Genomic DNA, 16,575 nt, shown 5'->3' with positions numbered 1-16,575 from the left:
AGATGCCGCGAATGAGCGAGCGGACCGCGACAAGCCCGAGCCTCGACCACCCCACGGAGGAGACGCCCCCGGGCGCTCCGGAGATCGACTTCGTTCCGGTCGCCGTGCCCAGACCGGGCAAGGACGGGCCACGCGGTCGTCCCACCGAGGAGCCCGCGGGCCCGGTGCGGTCGATGGCGACGCTGCGCGAGGAGCGTGACGGGCTGCGCGACTCGATCGTCGCGGGCCGCCGCGCGTCGGTCGACCGGCAGCACGCGCTCGGCAAGCGGACCGCGCGCGAGCGCATCGACGCGCTGCTGGACGAGGGGTCGTTCACCGAGTTCGACATGTACCGCCGCCACCAGGCGCACGGCATGCGCATGGAGGAGAACCGCCCCTACACCGACGGCGTGGTCACCGGGTCGGGCACGATCGACGGCCGCCGGGTGTTCCTCTACGCCCAGGACTTCACGGTGATGGGCGGCTCGCTCGGCGCCGCCCACGCGTCCAAGATCCACAAGGTGATGGATCTGGCGATCTCCACCGGCTCCCCGCTGATCGGGCTGATCGACAGCGGGGGCGCCCGCATCCAGGAGGGCGTGGTCGCGCTCAGCGGGTACGGCGGCATCTTCCAGCGCAGCGTGCAGGCCTCCGGCGTCATCCCGCAGATCAGCGTCGTGCTCGGCCCCTGCGCCGGCGGCGCGGCCTACACCGTCGCCCTGGCCGACTTCGCCTTCATGGTGCGCGGCACCGCCCAGATGTACCTGACCGGGCCGGACGTCGTCGAGGCGGTCAGCGGTCAGAAGATCTCCCACGCCGACCTCGGCGGGGCCGACATCCACGGCCGCAAGTCCGGGGTGGCCACGTTCGTGCACGACGACGAGCTGAGCTGCCTGGAGGACGTGCGCTACCTCATCTCGATGCTGCCCAGCAACAACCTCGACCTGCCGCCCGCCGAGCCGCCCTGCGACGCGACCAGCGACGTGCGGCCGAGGCTCGCCGAGATCGTCCCGATCGAGCCCAACAAGCCGTACGACATGCGGCAGGTCGTGGCCGAGCTGGTGGACGACGGGGAGTACCTGGAGATCCACGCCGGCTGGGCGGCGAACGTGATCTGCGTGCTCGCCAGGATCGACGGCGAGGTGGTCGGCGTGGTCGGCAACCAGCCCATGGTGCTGGCGGGCGTGCTGGACGCCGACGCGTCCCAGAAGGCGGCCCGGTTCGTGCGGTTCTGCGACGCGTTCAGCATCCCGCTGGTGACGATGATCGACGTCCCGGGCTTCCTGCCCGGCGCCGACCAGGAGTACGCGGGCATCATCCGGCACGGCGCCAAGCTGCTGTACGCCTACTGCGAGGCCACCGTCCCACGCATCCACGTCGTCGTGCGCAAGGCGTACGGCGGGGCGTACATCGTGATGGACTCGCGCACCATCGGCACCGACCTGTCGCTGGCCTGGCCCACGAACGAGATCGCCGTGATGGGCGCGGAGGGCGCCGTCAACGTCATCTTCCGCAGGGAGCTGGCCGCCGCCCCCGACCCCGCCGCGCTGCGGGCCGAGCTCGTCGCCGAGTACGTCGAGCAGCTCGTGCACCCGCACTACGCGGCCGAGCGCGGGCTCGTGGACGACGTGATCGACCCGGTGCAGACCCGGGTCGCGGTCGCCCGGGGGCTGGCGATGCTGCGCAACAAGCGCAAGCCGGCACCCCAGCGCAAGCACGGAAATGTACCCCTTTAGAGGCATTGCCCCATTCCACCAACGACAACTGGATTCCCCTCCTTTGTAGGGGGTGACAATCGCCACTGAAGTCAGCACAGTGAGAGAAGCGTGCGTCCGGGTCGCTCAGTGACGATGGGACCGCGGTTCCGCGAATCGCCGACCCGATGGCGGCGAAGGCCCGTACGCCGCGCAGTGGGCTGGCTTAGGAAACAGCAGGGGTCGAGAGAGGGTTGCGCATGGCCATCGAGGCGTCGTCGGCGAGTGGACGCGGAGTCGAAGCACCCGGCCTGAACGGCCGCTATCACAAGACCGCGCTAGGGGCGTTCATGGTGATCGTCATCGCCCACTGGGCGGAGCACCTGGCCCAGGCGGTACAGATCTACGTCCTCGGGATGACCGTCCCGGAGGCCCGCGGCGTGCTGGGCATCCCCTTCCCGTGGCTCGTCACCTCCGAGTGGATGCACTACGGTTACGCGCTGGTCATGCTGATCGGCCTGATCATCCTGCGTAAGGGCTTCGTCGGCCGGTCGCGCACGTGGTGGAACATCTCGCTGGGCATCCAGGTGTGGCACCACTTCGAGCACCTGCTCCTGCTGATCCAGAAGCTCGCGGGCGCCAACCTGGCGGGCAAGCCGGTCCCGACGAGCATCCTGCAGCTGCTCATCCCGCGGGTCGAGCTGCACCTGTTCTACAACGCCATCGTCTTCATCCCCATGGTGATCGCCATGGTGTACCACCTGCGGCCCCGCCCGGCCGAGCGCGCCAAGATGCGCTGCTCGTGCGCCCCGGTCCTCGCTGGTGTATGACGTGACGGCGGGGGAGCGGCCGCGACGCCGCCGTTCCCCCGCCTTCACCGTGGCGCTGACGCTCGTCGCGCTCTCGCTGATGGCCATCGTCGTCCCCAACGTCGGCCCGGTGCTGCGGGCGGCGCGCGCCGACGGCTCGCCCGGCGTCTTCACCGCGCGGTCGGTGGCCTGCATCCAGCACCCGGGGCACGAGAGCTGCACCTGGAACGGCGAGTTCCGTTCCGAGGACGGCACGATCCACCGGCCGGCCGTCGCGTTCTACGGCGCCGACCGCGAGATGCTCCGGGAGGGGCAGCGCACGCTGGCCTTCGACGTCGGCCGCCCCAACTACGTCTACGGGCCTGGCGGCTCCAACGAGTGGGTCTTCACGGCCCTGATCCTCCTGGCCGGCCTGGCGGTCCTGGGCTTCCTGTACGTTCCCCCGCTGCTGCGGCTCCTCCGAGCCCCCGCCGCCCGCAGGGCGGCGGAGCACAGCGCGCCGCGCGGCTGAGCCGTCCCGGCCGCGAGCCACTGGAGGCACGTCATCCCCGGGACGATCCCCACCATCATGATCGTAGGAGACTCGATCAGCCAGGGAGCCGAAGGCGACTACACCTGGCGGTACCGTCTCTCGCGGCACCTGGCCCAGCAGGACGTCACGGCCCGCTTCGTCGGGCCGTGGAACGGCACCTGGGTCGACGAGGAGAGCGGGCCGGGTCACCTCCCCGGCCCGGCGCCCGAGCCCGCGGGCTTCGCATGGCACCCCGTCGGCGCCCCGGCCGAACCCGCCGGCGCCGCGCACGCGGCATCCAGGCCCGGGCCCGTCCGCCCGGCGGGCACGGCGCTCGCCGCCGAGCCCGTGCGGGGCGGTTACCAGCCGGGGGTGCTGTTCGACGACAACCACTACGCGCGGTGGGGCCGGTTGATGCGTGAGGCCAAGGAGGGCATCGGCGGCGCCGTGGCGGCCTGCCGGCCGGACTACCTGATGGTCGCGCTGGGCTTCAACGACCTGGCGTGGGGCGTCTCCGACCCGCGGGAGCTGCTGGCGGACGCCGTCGCGTTCGTGTCACGGGCGCGGGAGGCCAATCCACGCGTGCAGTTCCTCTTCGCCAACGTGGTGCACCGCACGCCGCTGGCGGACAACCCCCACCTGGGCGACGTCATCGCCTGGTACAACAGGTCGCTGCCCGGCGCGCTCGCGGCGCTGTCGACGCGCCGTTCGAGGATCGCCCTGGTCGACCTGGCCGCCCTGTACGAGCCCTACAGCGACGCCTACGACGGGCTGCACCCGAACGGCGTCGGGGAGATCAAGATCGCGAGGGCCTTCGCGGGCGTCTTCTGGTCGGTCTTCGACCACGGCCGCCCTCGCCGGGCTCGCCCGCGGGGTGGACTGCCGCCGCGATGGTGGCCGCTCTGACGGCGGCGGGTGCTTCGGCGGTGTCGCCGTCCCGCGGCCGGAGCCGTTCCCCGAAAGGGGATGGCCGGTAATGAAAGATTCGCGGCGTTTCCGCGGCCGGTCGGCTATGGGGAAGAATGCCGACTCGGGTAATCAAGTTAGCATTTTGCCGACTTGCGGCTTTTGTGAGGTATTGCGGTCCGGAGCGGTACCGGGTGTGCTCACCGGCCCGGGTCCGGGCTCTCGGTCGGGGTGACCGCCGGTCACCCACTCGGGGAGGCGGCGCCGGGGAGCGGCGCGTGGCCCCCGGTCATTCGCTCCCGGAGGCGACGCCCGAGAGCAGTGCCACGAGGCTGTCGGGGGCCGAGACCATCGGCCAGTGGCCGGTGTCGAGCGTGTGGAAGGTCCAGTTGGGCTCCGAGCGCAGGGCGGCGATGTCGGGGGAGATCCTGCCCGCGAAGTGCTCCTTCGCGCAGACGACGTAGGTGCCGCGCTGCTGGGCGAGCGGGCGCGTCAGGACGGCGGGCTGCGACAGGGTGTGGCCGGGATGGCCGACGAACCGCTCCACCAGCCATTGCGCCTGCTCCAGCGACAGATCCTGCCCGTCGGCCACCACGGCGGCGTCGGGGATCGGCCAGCGGCCCTCGTTGTCGGCGATCAGCTGGAGCTCGTCGGCCCGCTGGCGCTCGGGGAAGGCGTGCAGCATGGACTTGCCGTCGTGCGGGAGGAACGCCTCGACGAACACGGTGTGGGCCACGCGGTCGGGCGCCCGGTCGGCGACCTGGCCGGCCACGATGCCCGAGTAGCTGTGCGCCACGATGATGACGTCGCGCAGGTCGTCGCGCTCCAGCGCCGACAGCACGTCGTCGACGTGGGTGTCCAGGTCGACGGCCGAGATGTCGGCGTCGGGGCTGGCGAGGCCCGACAACGTCAGGGCGTGTACCTGGTAGCCGAGCGAGCGCAGGCCCCGCGTCACCGGCTCCCAGACCCAGGCGCCCATCCACGGGCCCGGAATGAGGACGAAATGATTTTTCACGGCAGGTCAGCTTCCTCTCATTTATAGATTGCCCCGAAGATTACGGAAGGACACCCGCGACGATGCGTTATGTGCCCGGCTCGGGGCTCACGCCGGCCGTGACTTTCCGTAAGTCCAACAGGGTCTTACAAGCTCTGTCAATGAATGTCAGGCGGCCTGGGCGGCCGGGAGGCGGAACGGAATGCGGTCGAGCGCGGTGGCGTCGGTCTCGGTGACGCCGAGCGGCCGGTCGGTGAGGACGGCGACCACGCCGGCGTAGCCGTCACCGGGCTCCAGCGTGCTGAGCCGCACGTTCTCCACGGGGAGGTCCAGCGGCCAGGACAGCAGGGCCGGGGGCCCGTCGAACGGGCGGCTGACGCGCACCTTGGCCGGCGGGACGCGCAGCCCGTGGCCGGTGGCCTTCAGCACGGCCTCCTTGCAGCCCCAGTAGTGGGTGAACGCGGCGTGGCGCAGCTCCTCGGGCAGGCCGAGCACGATCTCCCGCTCCTCGGCGGCCAGACCGATCCGGACGAGCTCCTCCACCGGAGCGGTCGGGATCCGCTCGACGTCCACCCCGACGGGGCCGGCTTCGGTGAGCGCGACGACCACGCGGTCGGCCGAGTGGGAGACCGAGACGTGCAGCGGGGTGCGGGCGTTCACGACGACCGGCTTGCCGTGGTACTTGTCGCAGTCGGGGCACCGGCGGTCGACCACCACCTTCTCTGGCGCGATGCCCAGGTGTCCGGCGGCCGTGGTGCGTAACAGCCAGGCCCCGGTGAGGAACCGCCGCCGGTCGGCGTCGCGGCGGTAGGTCAACGCCCGCTCCAGCTCCCGCTGGCTGAGCACACCCGTCAGAACGTCGATCGGCTCCTGGCGGGGGTCGGCCCAGAAGACCTGGCTCTCGGCGGTGCGGACGATTGAGGTGATCATGTTTGTCGCCTTTCGCGGAAAGTGATGGGACTCGGGGGCGGGGGAGCGGTTCGGGCCGTGATCGGCCGGTTGAGGGCGTGAAAGGTCCGGGAAGGTGGGTGGTGGGGTGGTGCGATGACCGGCGGTGGGGAGGTGCCGCGTTTCCTGTGGCGGTGTCGCTTCACGCCTGGGTGGAACGGGCTCGCGTCCGGCTCTGCCGGGGGTGTTTCCGTGGTTCGTAGTCGGGGTTCTGGCTTTTATCGGCTTCTAGTCGTTGGTTTCGATGGTTATAGGGAATTCTGGTGTGTTTATCTCCTGTTGATTAGTCCCAGGTGGTGCCGTCGTCGTCGGCGGGCAGCTCGCCGTCGGCCAGCAGCTTGGCGGAGTCCCAGGTGGTGCCGTCGTCGTCGGAGTGGGTGTCCCAGGTGGTCCCGGCCACGATCCGGCTGGGGGAGCCGAGGTCGGCGGCTGGGACGACCGCGGCGTAGAGGCCGATCGCGGCGGTGAGGGAAACGGCCGCGGAGACGACGGTGGCGGAGACTTTGGCGGTGAGGGAGAAACGGGCGGAGGTGGCGGTGGCGTTCATTTCTTGTCTCTTTTCTGTGGCTTGTTGTGTTTTCTTCTCGCACAACCAACTCTCCGCTTTTCGAGTCCCCGGAACCAGATGAATGGACGGCAGCAAGCTGCCCGCCCCTGGCACTTTGCTGCCACCCCGCCCACCGGAGGGGGAAATCCCAGCTCAGCCGGGGAGTACCGCCCTCGACGGCGGCCTGCCGCCGTGGCCCGGAGCCCTTCGCGGCGCCTCCTCGCGACGGCGCCCGTCCCGGGGATGACGGCCTACGAGTCGGCGGGCCCGCCGGGGGAGGGGGCGTCGCTCATCGGGAGGCGCAGGACGAAGCGGGCGCCGCGCGGGGAGTCCTCGATGCGCAGGCTCCCGCGGTGGGCGTCGGCGATGGCGCGGGAGATGGCCAGGCCGAGGCCGCTGCCGTTCGCGTCCTTGCGGCGAGCCTCGGCCAGGCGGGTGAAGCGCTCGAAGACCCGCTCGCGGTCCTCGGGGGCGATGCCGTCGCCGTCGTCGGTGACGGTCAGCACGGCGTGGCCGTCCAGGGGGCGGACGGAGACGTCGACGCGTGCCTTGGCGTGGCGGCGGGCGTTGACCAGCAGGTTGTCCAGGACGCGTACCAGCTGGACGCGGTTGCCGTCGACCCGCAGGCCCAGCGCGAGACGGGCGCGCACCGGCGTGCCGCAGGGCTGGGCCGCCACCTCGCTCTTGACCAGGGCGCCCAGGTCGATGGGCTCGGTCGTCGCCGGGCGGGCGGCGGCGCGCAGGCTCGACAGCTCCAGCAGGTCGTTGATGATCGCCTCAAGGTGCCCCGTGGTCGACAGCGCCGCCTCGATGGTGGCGCGCGGGTCGACCTCGCCCGGGTAGAGCAGCGCCTCCTCCAGCCGCGTGCGCAGCCCGGCGACCGGGGTGCGCAGCTCGTGGGAGGTGTCGGAGGCGAACTGGCGCTGCCGCTCCACGGCGCACTCCAGGCGGGCCAGCGTCTGGTTGGCGGCGGAGGCGAGCAGCGCGATCTCGTCCTGCCGGGAGGACTCCGGCACCCGCAGGCTGAGATCGCTCTCGGTGATCTCCGACATCCGGGCGCGGACCATGGACATCGGGCGCAGCGTCCTGCCCACCACGTGCCAGGTCGTCACACCCGCGGCCGCGGCGAGCGCCAGCACGCCCGCGCCGGTGTAGAGCTCCAGGGTCGGGGTGGACAGGATGGCGGGCACCTCCAGGCCCGCGTAGACCACGGGGGACTCCCGCTGCGGGTCCAGCCCCAGGTTGAGGGTCTCGGCGGGCGAGAGGCGGATGGCGGTGAGCATGACGTGCCGGTCGGGGTGGCGCTCGGTCACGTGCTGGATCCGGTCCTGAACCGGGGGGCGCACGCCGCTGAGCGGAGCGCGGCCCGCCGCGTGCTCGTTCGCGCCGATCACCCGGTTCGCCGAGTCGACGACCTGGAGCAGGTCGACCTCGTCGCTGATGGGCGCGACGCGCCCGACGTCGCCGCCGCGCATCGTGGAGATCCACTCGGCCGCGACCCGCTGGGTGGTGTCGAAGAGATCGGCCTGGACCCGGTTGCGGACCAGCACGTCGAGACAGCCGCCGATGACGGAGAGCGCGATCATCGAGAACGCGGTGACGGCGAGGGTGTAGCGCGCCCGGATCGAACGCGGGCGTAGCAGCGATGCCATCCTGCCTCCCAGACACGCCCCGCCCGGCAAACCTCGGGGGCCCATGTCGTGGTGGAATCCTCGGACAACGCACACTGTATTTGCCGTTTTGAGACACTAATGCAATACAAAGCCGTATATCGACAAGCATTGATCGATATTTCCTGTTTCCAGGGCAGGCCTTTGCCGGCCGCCGCGCTGACCGCCGCTCAGCCCGACTCCGCGTCGAAGTGCAGCTCGGACGTCACCCGGTAGCGGTCGCCCCGGTAGATCGAGCGGACGAACTCCACGATGCGGCCGTCGGCGTCGCGGGTGGTGCGTTCCACGCCGAGGGCCGGGAAGTGCTGGGGCACGTGCAGCAGCCGGGCCTCGGTCTCGTCGGTGACGGTGGCCTCCATGGTCTGGACGGCGCTGCGCACGTCCACCCCGAACCGCTCGCGCAGCAGCCGGTAGAACGAGCCGGACTCCATGTCGGCGGGCACCAGGCCGTCGACCAGCGCGTGCGGGAGCTGGATGCGCTCGATCGCCATCGGCTCGTCGTCCACGACGCGCAGCCGGACCACCCGCAGGACCGGGGCGGCGGGGGAGAGCCGCAGCCGGGTCGCCAGCTGCGGACCGGCGGGCACCGGGCCGAACTCCAGGATGCGGCTGAGCCAGGTGCCCTCGGCCGGCGGCACGTAGAACGACCCGCTCGGCGTCGCCGACAGCGCCTGGGTGACCCGGTGCGGCCCGGTGAAGGTGCCGCGCCCGTGCTCGCGGACCAGCAGCCCCGACCTGACCAGGTCGTCGATCGCCGCCCGCAGCGTGGGCCGCGACACGCCGAGCTCCTTGCACAGGTCGCGCTCGGACGGGATCGCCTCTCCGGGCAGCTTGTCGGCGATGAAGTCGAGCAGGAAGTCGCGCACGCGATCGCGCTTGAGCCCGGCCCGCATGTTCAGAGTCACGCCAGCGACCTTACCAGCGTCTTACCAATCTCGCCCAAATGCCACCGAGATTGGGTCCGCCAAGGGGTTGACGGGCCTACTGGTAAGTACCACTCTAGCTCCCACGGGGGAAATTGCTTACCAATAACTGACCAGTGGGAGAGCCCGTGAGGTACCGCCTTCTCGCCGCGACGGGAGTGCTGGCGCTCGCCGCCGGCCTGACCGCGTGCGGCTCCTCCTCACCGTCCACCGGGCCGGCGGGCGCCGCCGGGAGCGGCTCGGCCGCCGCGAACCTGACCGTCTGGGTGATGCGTGACAGCTTCTCCGACGCCCTGCTCGAACGATTCACGACCGACTACCGCCGGACGCACCCGGGCGTCACCCTGGACATCCAGATCCAGGAGTGGGACGGCATCGGGCAGAAGGTGACCAGCGGCCTGGCCAGCAACGACGCGCCCGACGTGATCGAGGTCGGCAACACCCAGGTGGCCGAGTACGCGGCCAGCGGCGGCGTCAGGGACCTGACCGGCAAGGTCGCCGACCTCGGCGGCGCCGACTGGCTGCCCGGCCTCGCCGAGCCGGGCAGGATCGACGGACGCCAGTACGGCATCCCCTGGTACGCGGCCAACCGCGTCGTGATCTACAACAAGGACCTGTTCGCCAAGGCCGGCGTCACCGAGCCGCCCAGGACGCGCGAGGAGTGGCTGGAGGTCACCGCCCGGCTGAACAGGGGCGGCGACCAGGGCATCTACCTGGCCGGCCAGAACTGGTACACCCTGTCCGGCTTCATCTGGGACGAGGGCGGCGACCTCGCCGTCAAGCGGGGCGAGAGCTGGAAGGGCGCCCTGGACACCCCGCAGGCGCTGGCCGGCATGGACTTCTACAAGAAGCTGCAGGCACTGGGCGAGGGCCCGAAGGACTCCGACGAGTCACGCCCGCCCCAGGCCGACGTGTTCGCCAAGGGCGACGTCGCCCAGCTCATCTCCACGCCGGGCGGCGCGGTCGCGATCGAGAAGGCCAACCCCGCCCTGGCCGGCAAGCTCGGGTTCTTCCCGATCCCCGGCAAGACGGCCGACCGGCCGGGCGCCGTGTTCACCGGCGGCTCCGACCTGATCATCCCCGAGGCGTCGCGCAACCCCGAGGCCGCCTACGAGGTGGTCAAGGCGCTGGCCGGGGAGAAGTTCCAGCGCGAGATGGCCGAGGAGATGAGCTACGTGCCCAACCGCGTCTCCCTGGCGTCGGTCCTGGACGGCGACGAGGGCACGGCCGCGATGGCCGCCGGAGCCGCCAACGGGCACGCGACGCCGAACTCGCCCAACTGGGCGGCGGTCGAGGCCAAGAACGTCGTCAAGGAGTACATGACCAAGGTGCTCACCGGCGCGGACCCGGCCACGGAGGCCGCCGCCGCCTCAGCGACGATCACCACGATCCTCAACACCAGGTCCTGAGGCCGTCGTGTCCGTCTCGCCCCCCGTGCCCGCCCCCGGCCTCGGACCCGGCGCGGACGCCCCCCTCGCCGGCCGCCGTCCCCCCGGGGCGCGGACGGCGCCGGGGGGCGGGCCGCCGGGAGCCCTCCGGCGGCGCCGGTGGCGGCCGCGCCGGTCGGCCGCGCTGTGGCCGTACCTGCTGATCGCGCCGGCCGTCGTGGGCACCCTGTTCCTGCTGGCCTACCCGGTGCTGCGCAGCGTGATCATCTCCTTCCAGCACTTCAGGACAGGGGAGCTGATTCGCGGCGGAGCGGTGTTCGTCGGGCTGGAGAACTACCGGGAGGCGCTGGGCAGCCCCGAGTTCTGGGCGGTGGTGCGCCGCACCTTCGCCTGGACGGCCGTCAACGTCGTGCTGATCATGGTGATCGGGACGCTCACGGCGCTGATGGCCGTCCGGCTCGGCCGGCGGATGCGGCTGGCCGTGCTGAGCGCCCTGGTGCTCACCTGGGCGACCCCGGTGCTGGCGGCGACGACGATCTTCCAGTGGCTCTTCCAGTCGCGGCTCGGCGTGGTCAACTGGCTGCTGGTCGCGGCCGGCCTGGACTCGTTCCGCGACCACACCTGGTTCGCCGACGGAACCTCGACGTTCGCGATCCTGGTCATGCTGGTGGTCTGGCAGTCGGTCCCCTTCGCGGCGCTCACCCTCTACGCCGGGCTCACCACCATCCCCGGCGAGCTGCGAGAGGCGGCGCGCATCGACGGCGCCGGCGGCGCGCAGACCTTCCGGCACGTCGTCTTCCCGATCCTGCGGCCCCTGTTCGGGCTGATCACCTCGCTGGAGGTGATCTGGGTGTTCAAGTGCTTCGCCCAGATCTGGGCCGTCAGCAAGGGCGGGCCCGACGGCGCCACCACCACCCTGCCGATCTACGCGTTCCAGGTCGCCCAGTCGCTGCACAAGTACGACCTGGGCTCGGCGATCTCCACGCTCACCGTCCTGATCCTCGTCGCGGCCCTGATCACGCACCTGCGCCGGATCCTCAGGCACGAAGCGGAGGTCCGGTGAGCGGCTCCCGCCCGGCGCCGGGCGCCGCCCGGCGGCCCGGCTCCCGCCCGGCCTCCGGCCCAGCCCCGAGGCCCGGCGCGCGGCGCGGCCTCGGCGCCGGGCGCGCGGCGGCCCGCCGGCCGGCGGCGCGGGCCGCGCTCAACCTGGCGGCGCTGGCGGTGATCGTCGTCTCCGTCTTCCCGGTGTACTGGATGGCGGTCACCGCCTTCACCCCCACCGCCGACATCCAGTCCGACACCCCCTCCTTCTGGCCGTCCCACCCCACGCTCGACCACTTCGCCACCGCCGTGTCCAGCGACGGGTTCGGCCACTTCTGGCGCAACAGCCTGCTGGTCACGATCTCGGCGGTGCTTCTCTCGCTGGCCGTCGCCCTGCTCGCCGCGTTCGCCGTGGCCCGGCTGCGCTGGCGCGGCAGGCGGGCCTTCGTCCTCATGGTCTTCATCGCCCAGATGGCGCCCTGGGAGGCGCTGCTGATCTCGATGTTCGTCATCGCCCGCGACACCGGCATGCTCGACAAACTCTCGATGCTGACCCTGCTGTACTTCATGGCCACGCTGCCGTTCACCATCGTGACCCTGCGCGGCTTCCTCGCGGCGATCCCGCCGGAGCTGGAGGAGGCCGCGATGATGGACGGCGCGAGCCGCGCCGTCGCGTTCCGCCGGGTCGTCCTGCCGCTGCTGGCACCCGGCCTGATGTCCACCTCGCTCTTCGGCTTCATCACCGCCTGGAACGAGTTCGCCTTCGCCAACGCGCTGATCATCAAGAACCAGGACGACCGCACGCTGCCGGTGTGGCTGTCGTCGTTCGGCAACGTCTTCGGCACCGACTGGGGGGCCACCATGGCCGCCGCGGCGCTGTTCATGCTGCCCGTCCTGCTCATCTTCCTGGCCCTGCAGCGCAAGGTCACCACCGGCGCGCTCGCCGGCGCCGTCAAGGGCTGAGCCGCCCCGCCACCGGACGCGGCCGAGCCCGTCACCGCCCACGCCCGCAAGCCGGGACCGTCACCACCGAAGTCGAGAAGGGGAGAACCACACGTGATCATTCCGCGGCCGCGCGAGCTGGCCGTCCTCGGGGGCTCCGTCGCGTTCCATCCCGACCTCGTGCGGTTCGCGCCGCAGGACCCGTCCCTCGGAGAGGAGGGCTACCGCCTGGACGTCGGCCCGGCCGGCATCCGGCTCGCCGCCGGCGGCAGGGCCGGCCGCTTCTACGGCCTGCAGACCCTGTCGCAGTTCGGCGCGGCCGTGCCGTACGGCACCATCGAGGACCGGCCCCGGTTCGGCTGGCGCGGCGTCATGCTCGACGTCGCCCGGCACTTCATGCCCAAGGACTTCGTGCTGCGGCTGATCGACCTGCTCGCCGAGCACAAGCTCAACGTCCTGCACCTGCACCTCACCGACGACCAGGGCTGGCGGCTGCAGATCCTGCGCCACCCGCGCCTGACCGGCGTCGGCGCCCGCCGGGGGCCGTCGTCGGCGGGCGACGACCGCCAGTTCTACACGCGCGAGGACATCGGGGAGATCGTCGCCTACGCCGCCGAGCGGTTCGTCACGGTGGTCCCGGAGATCGAGATGCCCGGCCACGCCCAGGCCGCGATCGCCGCCTACCCCGAGCTGGGCAACCAGCCCTCACGGCGGCTGGAGGTCTGGTCGGAGTGGGGGATCAGCGAGCACGTCCTGAACCTGGAGGAGTCGACCGTTCGGTTCTGCCAGGAGGTGCTCGACGAGGTCGTCGAGCTGTTCCCGAGCACGTACGTGCACGTCGGCGGGGAGGAGTGCCCGCCGGCCGAGTGGGAGCGCAGCCCGCGCGCCCTGCGCCGGCTGGCCGAGCTGGGCCTGCCGGGCCCCGCACAGGCGTGCGCCTGGTTCATCGGCCGCATGGCGTCGCACCTGGAGCGGCACGGGCGCAAGCTCATCTGCTGGGACGAGCCCGACAGGCCCGCCGTGCCCGGCACGACGGTCATGGTGTGGCGCGACGAGCAGCCCCGGCCGGACCGCACCGACATCGTCCTGGCCCCGCACACCCGCACCTACCTCGACTACTACCCCTCCGACGCGCCCGGCCAGCCGCCCGCGCAGCCGGGCGTCGTCACCCTCGCCGACATGTACGGCTTCACGCCCGACCCGGGCGTGCTCGGCGTGCAGTGCCAGATCTGGACCGAGTACATGCCCACGCCCCGGCAGGTGGAGTACATGGCCTTCCCCCGGCTGTGCGCGTTCGCCGAGGTCGCGTGGGGGTCGCCGAACGACTACCCCGACTTCCTCCAGCGGCTCGACCCGCACCTGGCCCGGCTGGCCGCCCAGGGCGTCCAGATCGGGCCGCTCGTCCCCTGAAGGCTTCTCCGACCCGCGTGGTCACCCCCCGCCACGCGGCCCGCACCAGTGAAAGGATCACAGATGCGCAGGAAGCTGTTCCTCGGCGGGCTCGTGGCCGCCCTGATCGCGGCCACGGCCGGAGTGACCGCCGCGCCCGCGGGCGCCGCGCAGTCGCTGCGGCTCCAGTACAGAACCGGCGCCACCGGCGCCACCGCCGACCAGGTGGAGCCGTGGTTCAACCTCGTCAACGACGGCACGACCGCCGTGCCGCTCGCCGGCGTCAGGATCCGCTACTACTTCAAGGCCGACTCGCCCTCGCAGCAGTACCGCTTCGCCTGCTCGTGGGCGGTGATCTCCTGCTCCACGGTGACCGGCACGTTCGGCGCGATCTCGCCGGGGACGGCCACCGCCGACCGCTACCTGGAGGTCGGCTTCACCTCGGGCACCCTGGCGCCCCGGGCGCAGACCGGCGACCTGCAGCTCCGCTTCCACCGGACCGACTGGCAGACGACCAGGCAGAGCGACGACTACTCCTTCGGCCCCGCCCGCACCACCTACGGCGACTGGACCAAGGTCACCGTGTACCACGACGGCGCCCTGGTGTGGGGCACCTCGCCGGCCGGCGGCGGCCCGTCGCCGTCGCCCACCCCCACCGTCACGCCGCCGCCCGGCGGCAACGCCGGCGTGGTGTTCGACGACTTCAACTACACCAGCGCCGACGACCCGAACATCGCCGGCCACCGGTGGACGGTGCGCACCAACGCCGGCGGCCCCGGCGTGCCCGGCGCGAGCTGGCCGAAGAACAACATCACCTTCCCGTCCATCGGCACGGGCAACCAGGCGATGCAGCTCAAGGCGGTCAGCGACGGCACCGCCGCCGGCACGCAGCAGGCCGAGTTCCTGCACCAGCGCAAGTTCCTGGAGGGCACCTACGCCGCGCGGGTCAAGTTCTCCGACGCCCCGGTGAGCGGCCCCGACGGCGACCACGTCGTCCAGACCTTCTTCACCATCACCCCGCTGGCCTTCGACCTGGACCCGAGCTACAGCGAGCAGGACTTCGAGTACCTGCCCAACGGCGGCTGGGGCGAGCCCGGCAACATCATGTACGCCACCTCGTGGGAGACCTACCGCAACGAGCCGTGGCAGGCGGTCAACGTCCACAACGAGGTCAGGGCGAGCTACGACGGCTGGCACGACCTGGTGCTGCAGGTCTCCGGCGGCACGATGAGGTACTACATCGACGGCGCGCTGTTCGCCGAGCACGGTGACATCTACTACCCGGAGACCGTGCAGTCGGTGAACTTCAATTTGTGGTTCATCAGCGGCGGCCTGGTCGGCAGCTCGACGCAGCGCAGCTACGTCCAGCAGGTCGACTGGTTCTACCACGCCAAGAACGAGGTCGTGGCCCCCGCCACCGTGGTGGGCCGCGTCAACGGCTACCGCTCCTCCGCCACCCGCTGGGTGGACACCGTCCCGGCCCCCTGACACCGGCGCCCGGTGAGGGTGCGGCCCGCGCGCCATCGGCGCCGCGCGAGCCGCACCCCGTCGCGCCGCGTCAGGCAGGACGCCGGACGGGCTCGGCCTCCGGCTGCCGCGGCATCTCCCGGCGCGCGCGAACCGGCGACAGGAACACCGGCAGGAACGCCAGCGACAGCACCACCCCGCCCGTCCAGAGCGCGGCCCGCACCGAGACGAGCTCGCCGATGAGGCCGGACAGGGCGGCGCCGACCGCGTGCGCGCCGGTGAGCAGGAAGCGGAAGGTGGCGTTCATGCGGCCGAGCAGGGGAGCCGGCGTCAGCGCCTGCCGCAGGCTCACGCCGAGCACGTTGTCCATGCCCGTCTTGAACGTCGCCAGCAGCCAGCCGGCCCCGGCCACCCACAGCCAGGGGCCCTGGTCGACGAGCGGGACGAGCAGGCCCGCCGGGGCCAGGCACAGCCCGACGATGCCGAGGCTGCGGCCGAAACCGAGCCGCCCGGCGATGGGGCGGGCGAACCGGGAGCCGAGGAACAGCCCGACCCCGCCGCCCGCCCAGAACAGGCCCAGCACGCCCGCGGACAGGTCGATCTCCCGGACGAACAGCACAGGCAGCATGGTGTTGACGATCTGGACGCCCAGGTTGATCAGCGCCCCGGTCAGCACGAGCGCCCGCAGCTCCCTGTCGCCGAAGACGTGCCGCACCCCCTCGGCGATCTGCGCCCCCAGCCGGACGGGCCGGCCGGGGTCGGGCGGCGCGGGCTCCCCCGACGCGCGGATGCCGGTGAGCCGCAGCGCCGAGGCCAGGTAGCTCGCGGCCGTGCAGACGACGGCCACCGGCGCCCCGAGAAGCTGCACGAGCCCGCCGCCCGCGCCGCGCCCGGCCACGTTGCCGAAGGCCATGATGCTGATCACCGAGGCGTTGGCCCGCACGAGCCCGTCGTGGCCGACCAGCTGCGGCAGGATCGTCTGCGAGCCCACTTCGAGGAAGACGGTGGCGCAGCCGTTCAGCAGCACCATCACGTAGAGGTACTCGATGGTGAGCGCGTCCAGCGCCCACAGCACCGGCACCGAGGTGAACAGCGCGGCCCGCGTCAGGTCGGCGGTGATCAGTACGCGGCGATGGCGCATCCGGTCGACCCAGGCGCCCGCGGGCAGGCCGATGAGCAGGAAGGAGACCGTGGTCAGCGTGGCCAGCACGCCGACCTGGCCCGGGCCGGCGTTCAGCGCGGACACCGCGATGAGCGGTATGGCGACGTAGCCGATGTTGGTGCCGAGCTGGTTGAAGACCGTCGCGGTGAACAGCGCGCGGAAGTCGGGGGTCCGCCAGGAGGTGTCGGAGCGCATGATCCCTTCA

15 protein-coding genes are annotated in these 16,575 nt (G+C 71.8%); 9 read left to right on the top strand and 6 right to left on the bottom strand.

Going from position 1 to position 16,575, the window contains the following annotated elements:
- Positions 1-11 precede the first annotated feature (11 nt).
- From PYR91_RS03525 to PYR91_RS03510, 4 genes are all read left to right on the top strand, one after another.
- Positions 12-1,715, top strand: coding sequence for an acyl-CoA carboxylase subunit beta (locus tag PYR91_RS03525; protein WP_279777453.1), 1,704 nt, complete (start codon positions 12-14; stop codon positions 1,713-1,715).
- A 308-nt stretch (positions 1,716-2,023) separates the two neighbouring features.
- Entirely contained in the window at positions 2,024-2,503 is a 480-nt protein-coding gene (locus PYR91_RS03520; protein WP_279777452.1) for a hypothetical protein, read from the top strand.
- Positions 2,496-2,993 carry a hypothetical protein gene (locus PYR91_RS03515; protein WP_279777451.1) on the top strand — a complete coding sequence of 166 codons (498 nt, stop codon included), beginning with the start codon at positions 2,496-2,498 and terminating at the stop codon, positions 2,991-2,993. Before PYR91_RS03520 ends, PYR91_RS03515 begins: the two co-directional genes overlap by 8 nt.
- Before the next feature lie 57 nt (positions 2,994-3,050).
- On the top strand, positions 3,051-3,899 hold the full coding sequence (locus tag PYR91_RS03510) for a GDSL-type esterase/lipase family protein (RefSeq protein ID WP_279777450.1): 849 nt from the start codon (positions 3,051-3,053) through the stop codon (positions 3,897-3,899).
- A gap of 289 nt (positions 3,900-4,188) precedes the next feature.
- Here PYR91_RS03510 and PYR91_RS03505 read toward each other — a convergent pair whose 3' ends face one another.
- The 5 genes from PYR91_RS03505 to PYR91_RS03485 all read right to left on the bottom strand — a co-directional run bounded on the left by PYR91_RS03505 (position 4,189) and on the right by PYR91_RS03485 (position 8,963).
- Positions 4,189-4,914, bottom strand: coding sequence for an alpha/beta hydrolase (locus tag PYR91_RS03505; RefSeq protein WP_279777449.1), 726 nt, complete (start codon positions 4,912-4,914; stop codon positions 4,189-4,191).
- Positions 4,915-5,061: 147 nt separating this feature from the next.
- Positions 5,062-5,823, bottom strand: a complete 762-nt coding sequence (locus PYR91_RS03500) for a 4'-phosphopantetheinyl transferase superfamily protein (protein WP_279777448.1) — start codon at positions 5,821-5,823, stop codon at positions 5,062-5,064.
- 301 nt (positions 5,824-6,124) lie between these two features.
- On the bottom strand, positions 6,125-6,388 hold the full coding sequence (locus PYR91_RS03495; protein WP_279777447.1) for a hypothetical protein: 264 nt from the start codon (positions 6,386-6,388) through the stop codon (positions 6,125-6,127).
- A 251-nt stretch (positions 6,389-6,639) separates the two neighbouring features.
- A complete protein-coding gene (locus tag PYR91_RS03490; RefSeq protein ID WP_279777446.1) occupies positions 6,640-8,040 on the bottom strand; it encodes a HAMP domain-containing sensor histidine kinase in 1,401 nt (466 codons plus the stop codon).
- Between the two features lie 188 nt (positions 8,041-8,228).
- Positions 8,229-8,963, bottom strand: coding sequence for a GntR family transcriptional regulator (locus PYR91_RS03485; protein ID WP_279777445.1), 735 nt, complete (start codon positions 8,961-8,963; stop codon positions 8,229-8,231).
- A gap of 146 nt (positions 8,964-9,109) precedes the next feature.
- On the opposite strand from PYR91_RS03485, the gene PYR91_RS03480 reads away from it, so the two are divergent.
- The 5 genes from PYR91_RS03480 to PYR91_RS03460 all read left to right on the top strand — a co-directional run bounded on the left by PYR91_RS03480 (position 9,110) and on the right by PYR91_RS03460 (position 15,229).
- Positions 9,110-10,390 (top strand): extracellular solute-binding protein, encoded by a 1,281-nt coding sequence (locus PYR91_RS03480; RefSeq protein WP_279777444.1) that lies wholly within the window; start codon positions 9,110-9,112, stop codon positions 10,388-10,390.
- A gap of 7 nt (positions 10,391-10,397) precedes the next feature.
- A complete protein-coding gene (locus PYR91_RS03475) occupies positions 10,398-11,432 on the top strand; it encodes a sugar ABC transporter permease (RefSeq protein ID WP_279777443.1) in 1,035 nt (344 codons plus the stop codon).
- Positions 11,429-12,373: a carbohydrate ABC transporter permease gene (locus tag PYR91_RS03470; protein ID WP_279777442.1), complete on the top strand. Its 945-nt coding sequence runs from the start codon at positions 11,429-11,431 to the stop codon at positions 12,371-12,373. Before PYR91_RS03475 ends, PYR91_RS03470 begins: the two co-directional genes overlap by 4 nt.
- A 93-nt stretch (positions 12,374-12,466) precedes the next feature.
- Positions 12,467-13,762, top strand: coding sequence for a beta-N-acetylhexosaminidase (locus PYR91_RS03465; RefSeq protein ID WP_279777441.1), 1,296 nt, complete (start codon positions 12,467-12,469; stop codon positions 13,760-13,762).
- A gap of 63 nt (positions 13,763-13,825) precedes the next feature.
- Entirely contained in the window at positions 13,826-15,229 is a 1,404-nt protein-coding gene (locus tag PYR91_RS03460; RefSeq protein WP_279777440.1) for a cellulose binding domain-containing protein, read from the top strand.
- A gap of 70 nt (positions 15,230-15,299) precedes the next feature.
- Here the strand turns inward: PYR91_RS03460 and PYR91_RS03455 are convergent, their stop codons facing one another.
- Positions 15,300-16,565, bottom strand: coding sequence for an MFS transporter (locus PYR91_RS03455; protein ID WP_279777439.1), 1,266 nt, complete (start codon positions 16,563-16,565; stop codon positions 15,300-15,302).
- Between the last annotated feature and the right edge of the window lie 10 nt (positions 16,566-16,575).

It is taken from the genome of Sphaerisporangium sp. TRM90804 (assembly GCF_029846175.1).
Taxonomy (GTDB): Bacteria; Actinomycetota; Actinomycetes; order Streptosporangiales; family Streptosporangiaceae; genus Sphaerisporangium.
The sequence above is the reverse complement of the archived record's forward strand: the minus strand, read 5'-3'. Positions and strand labels throughout refer to the sequence as shown.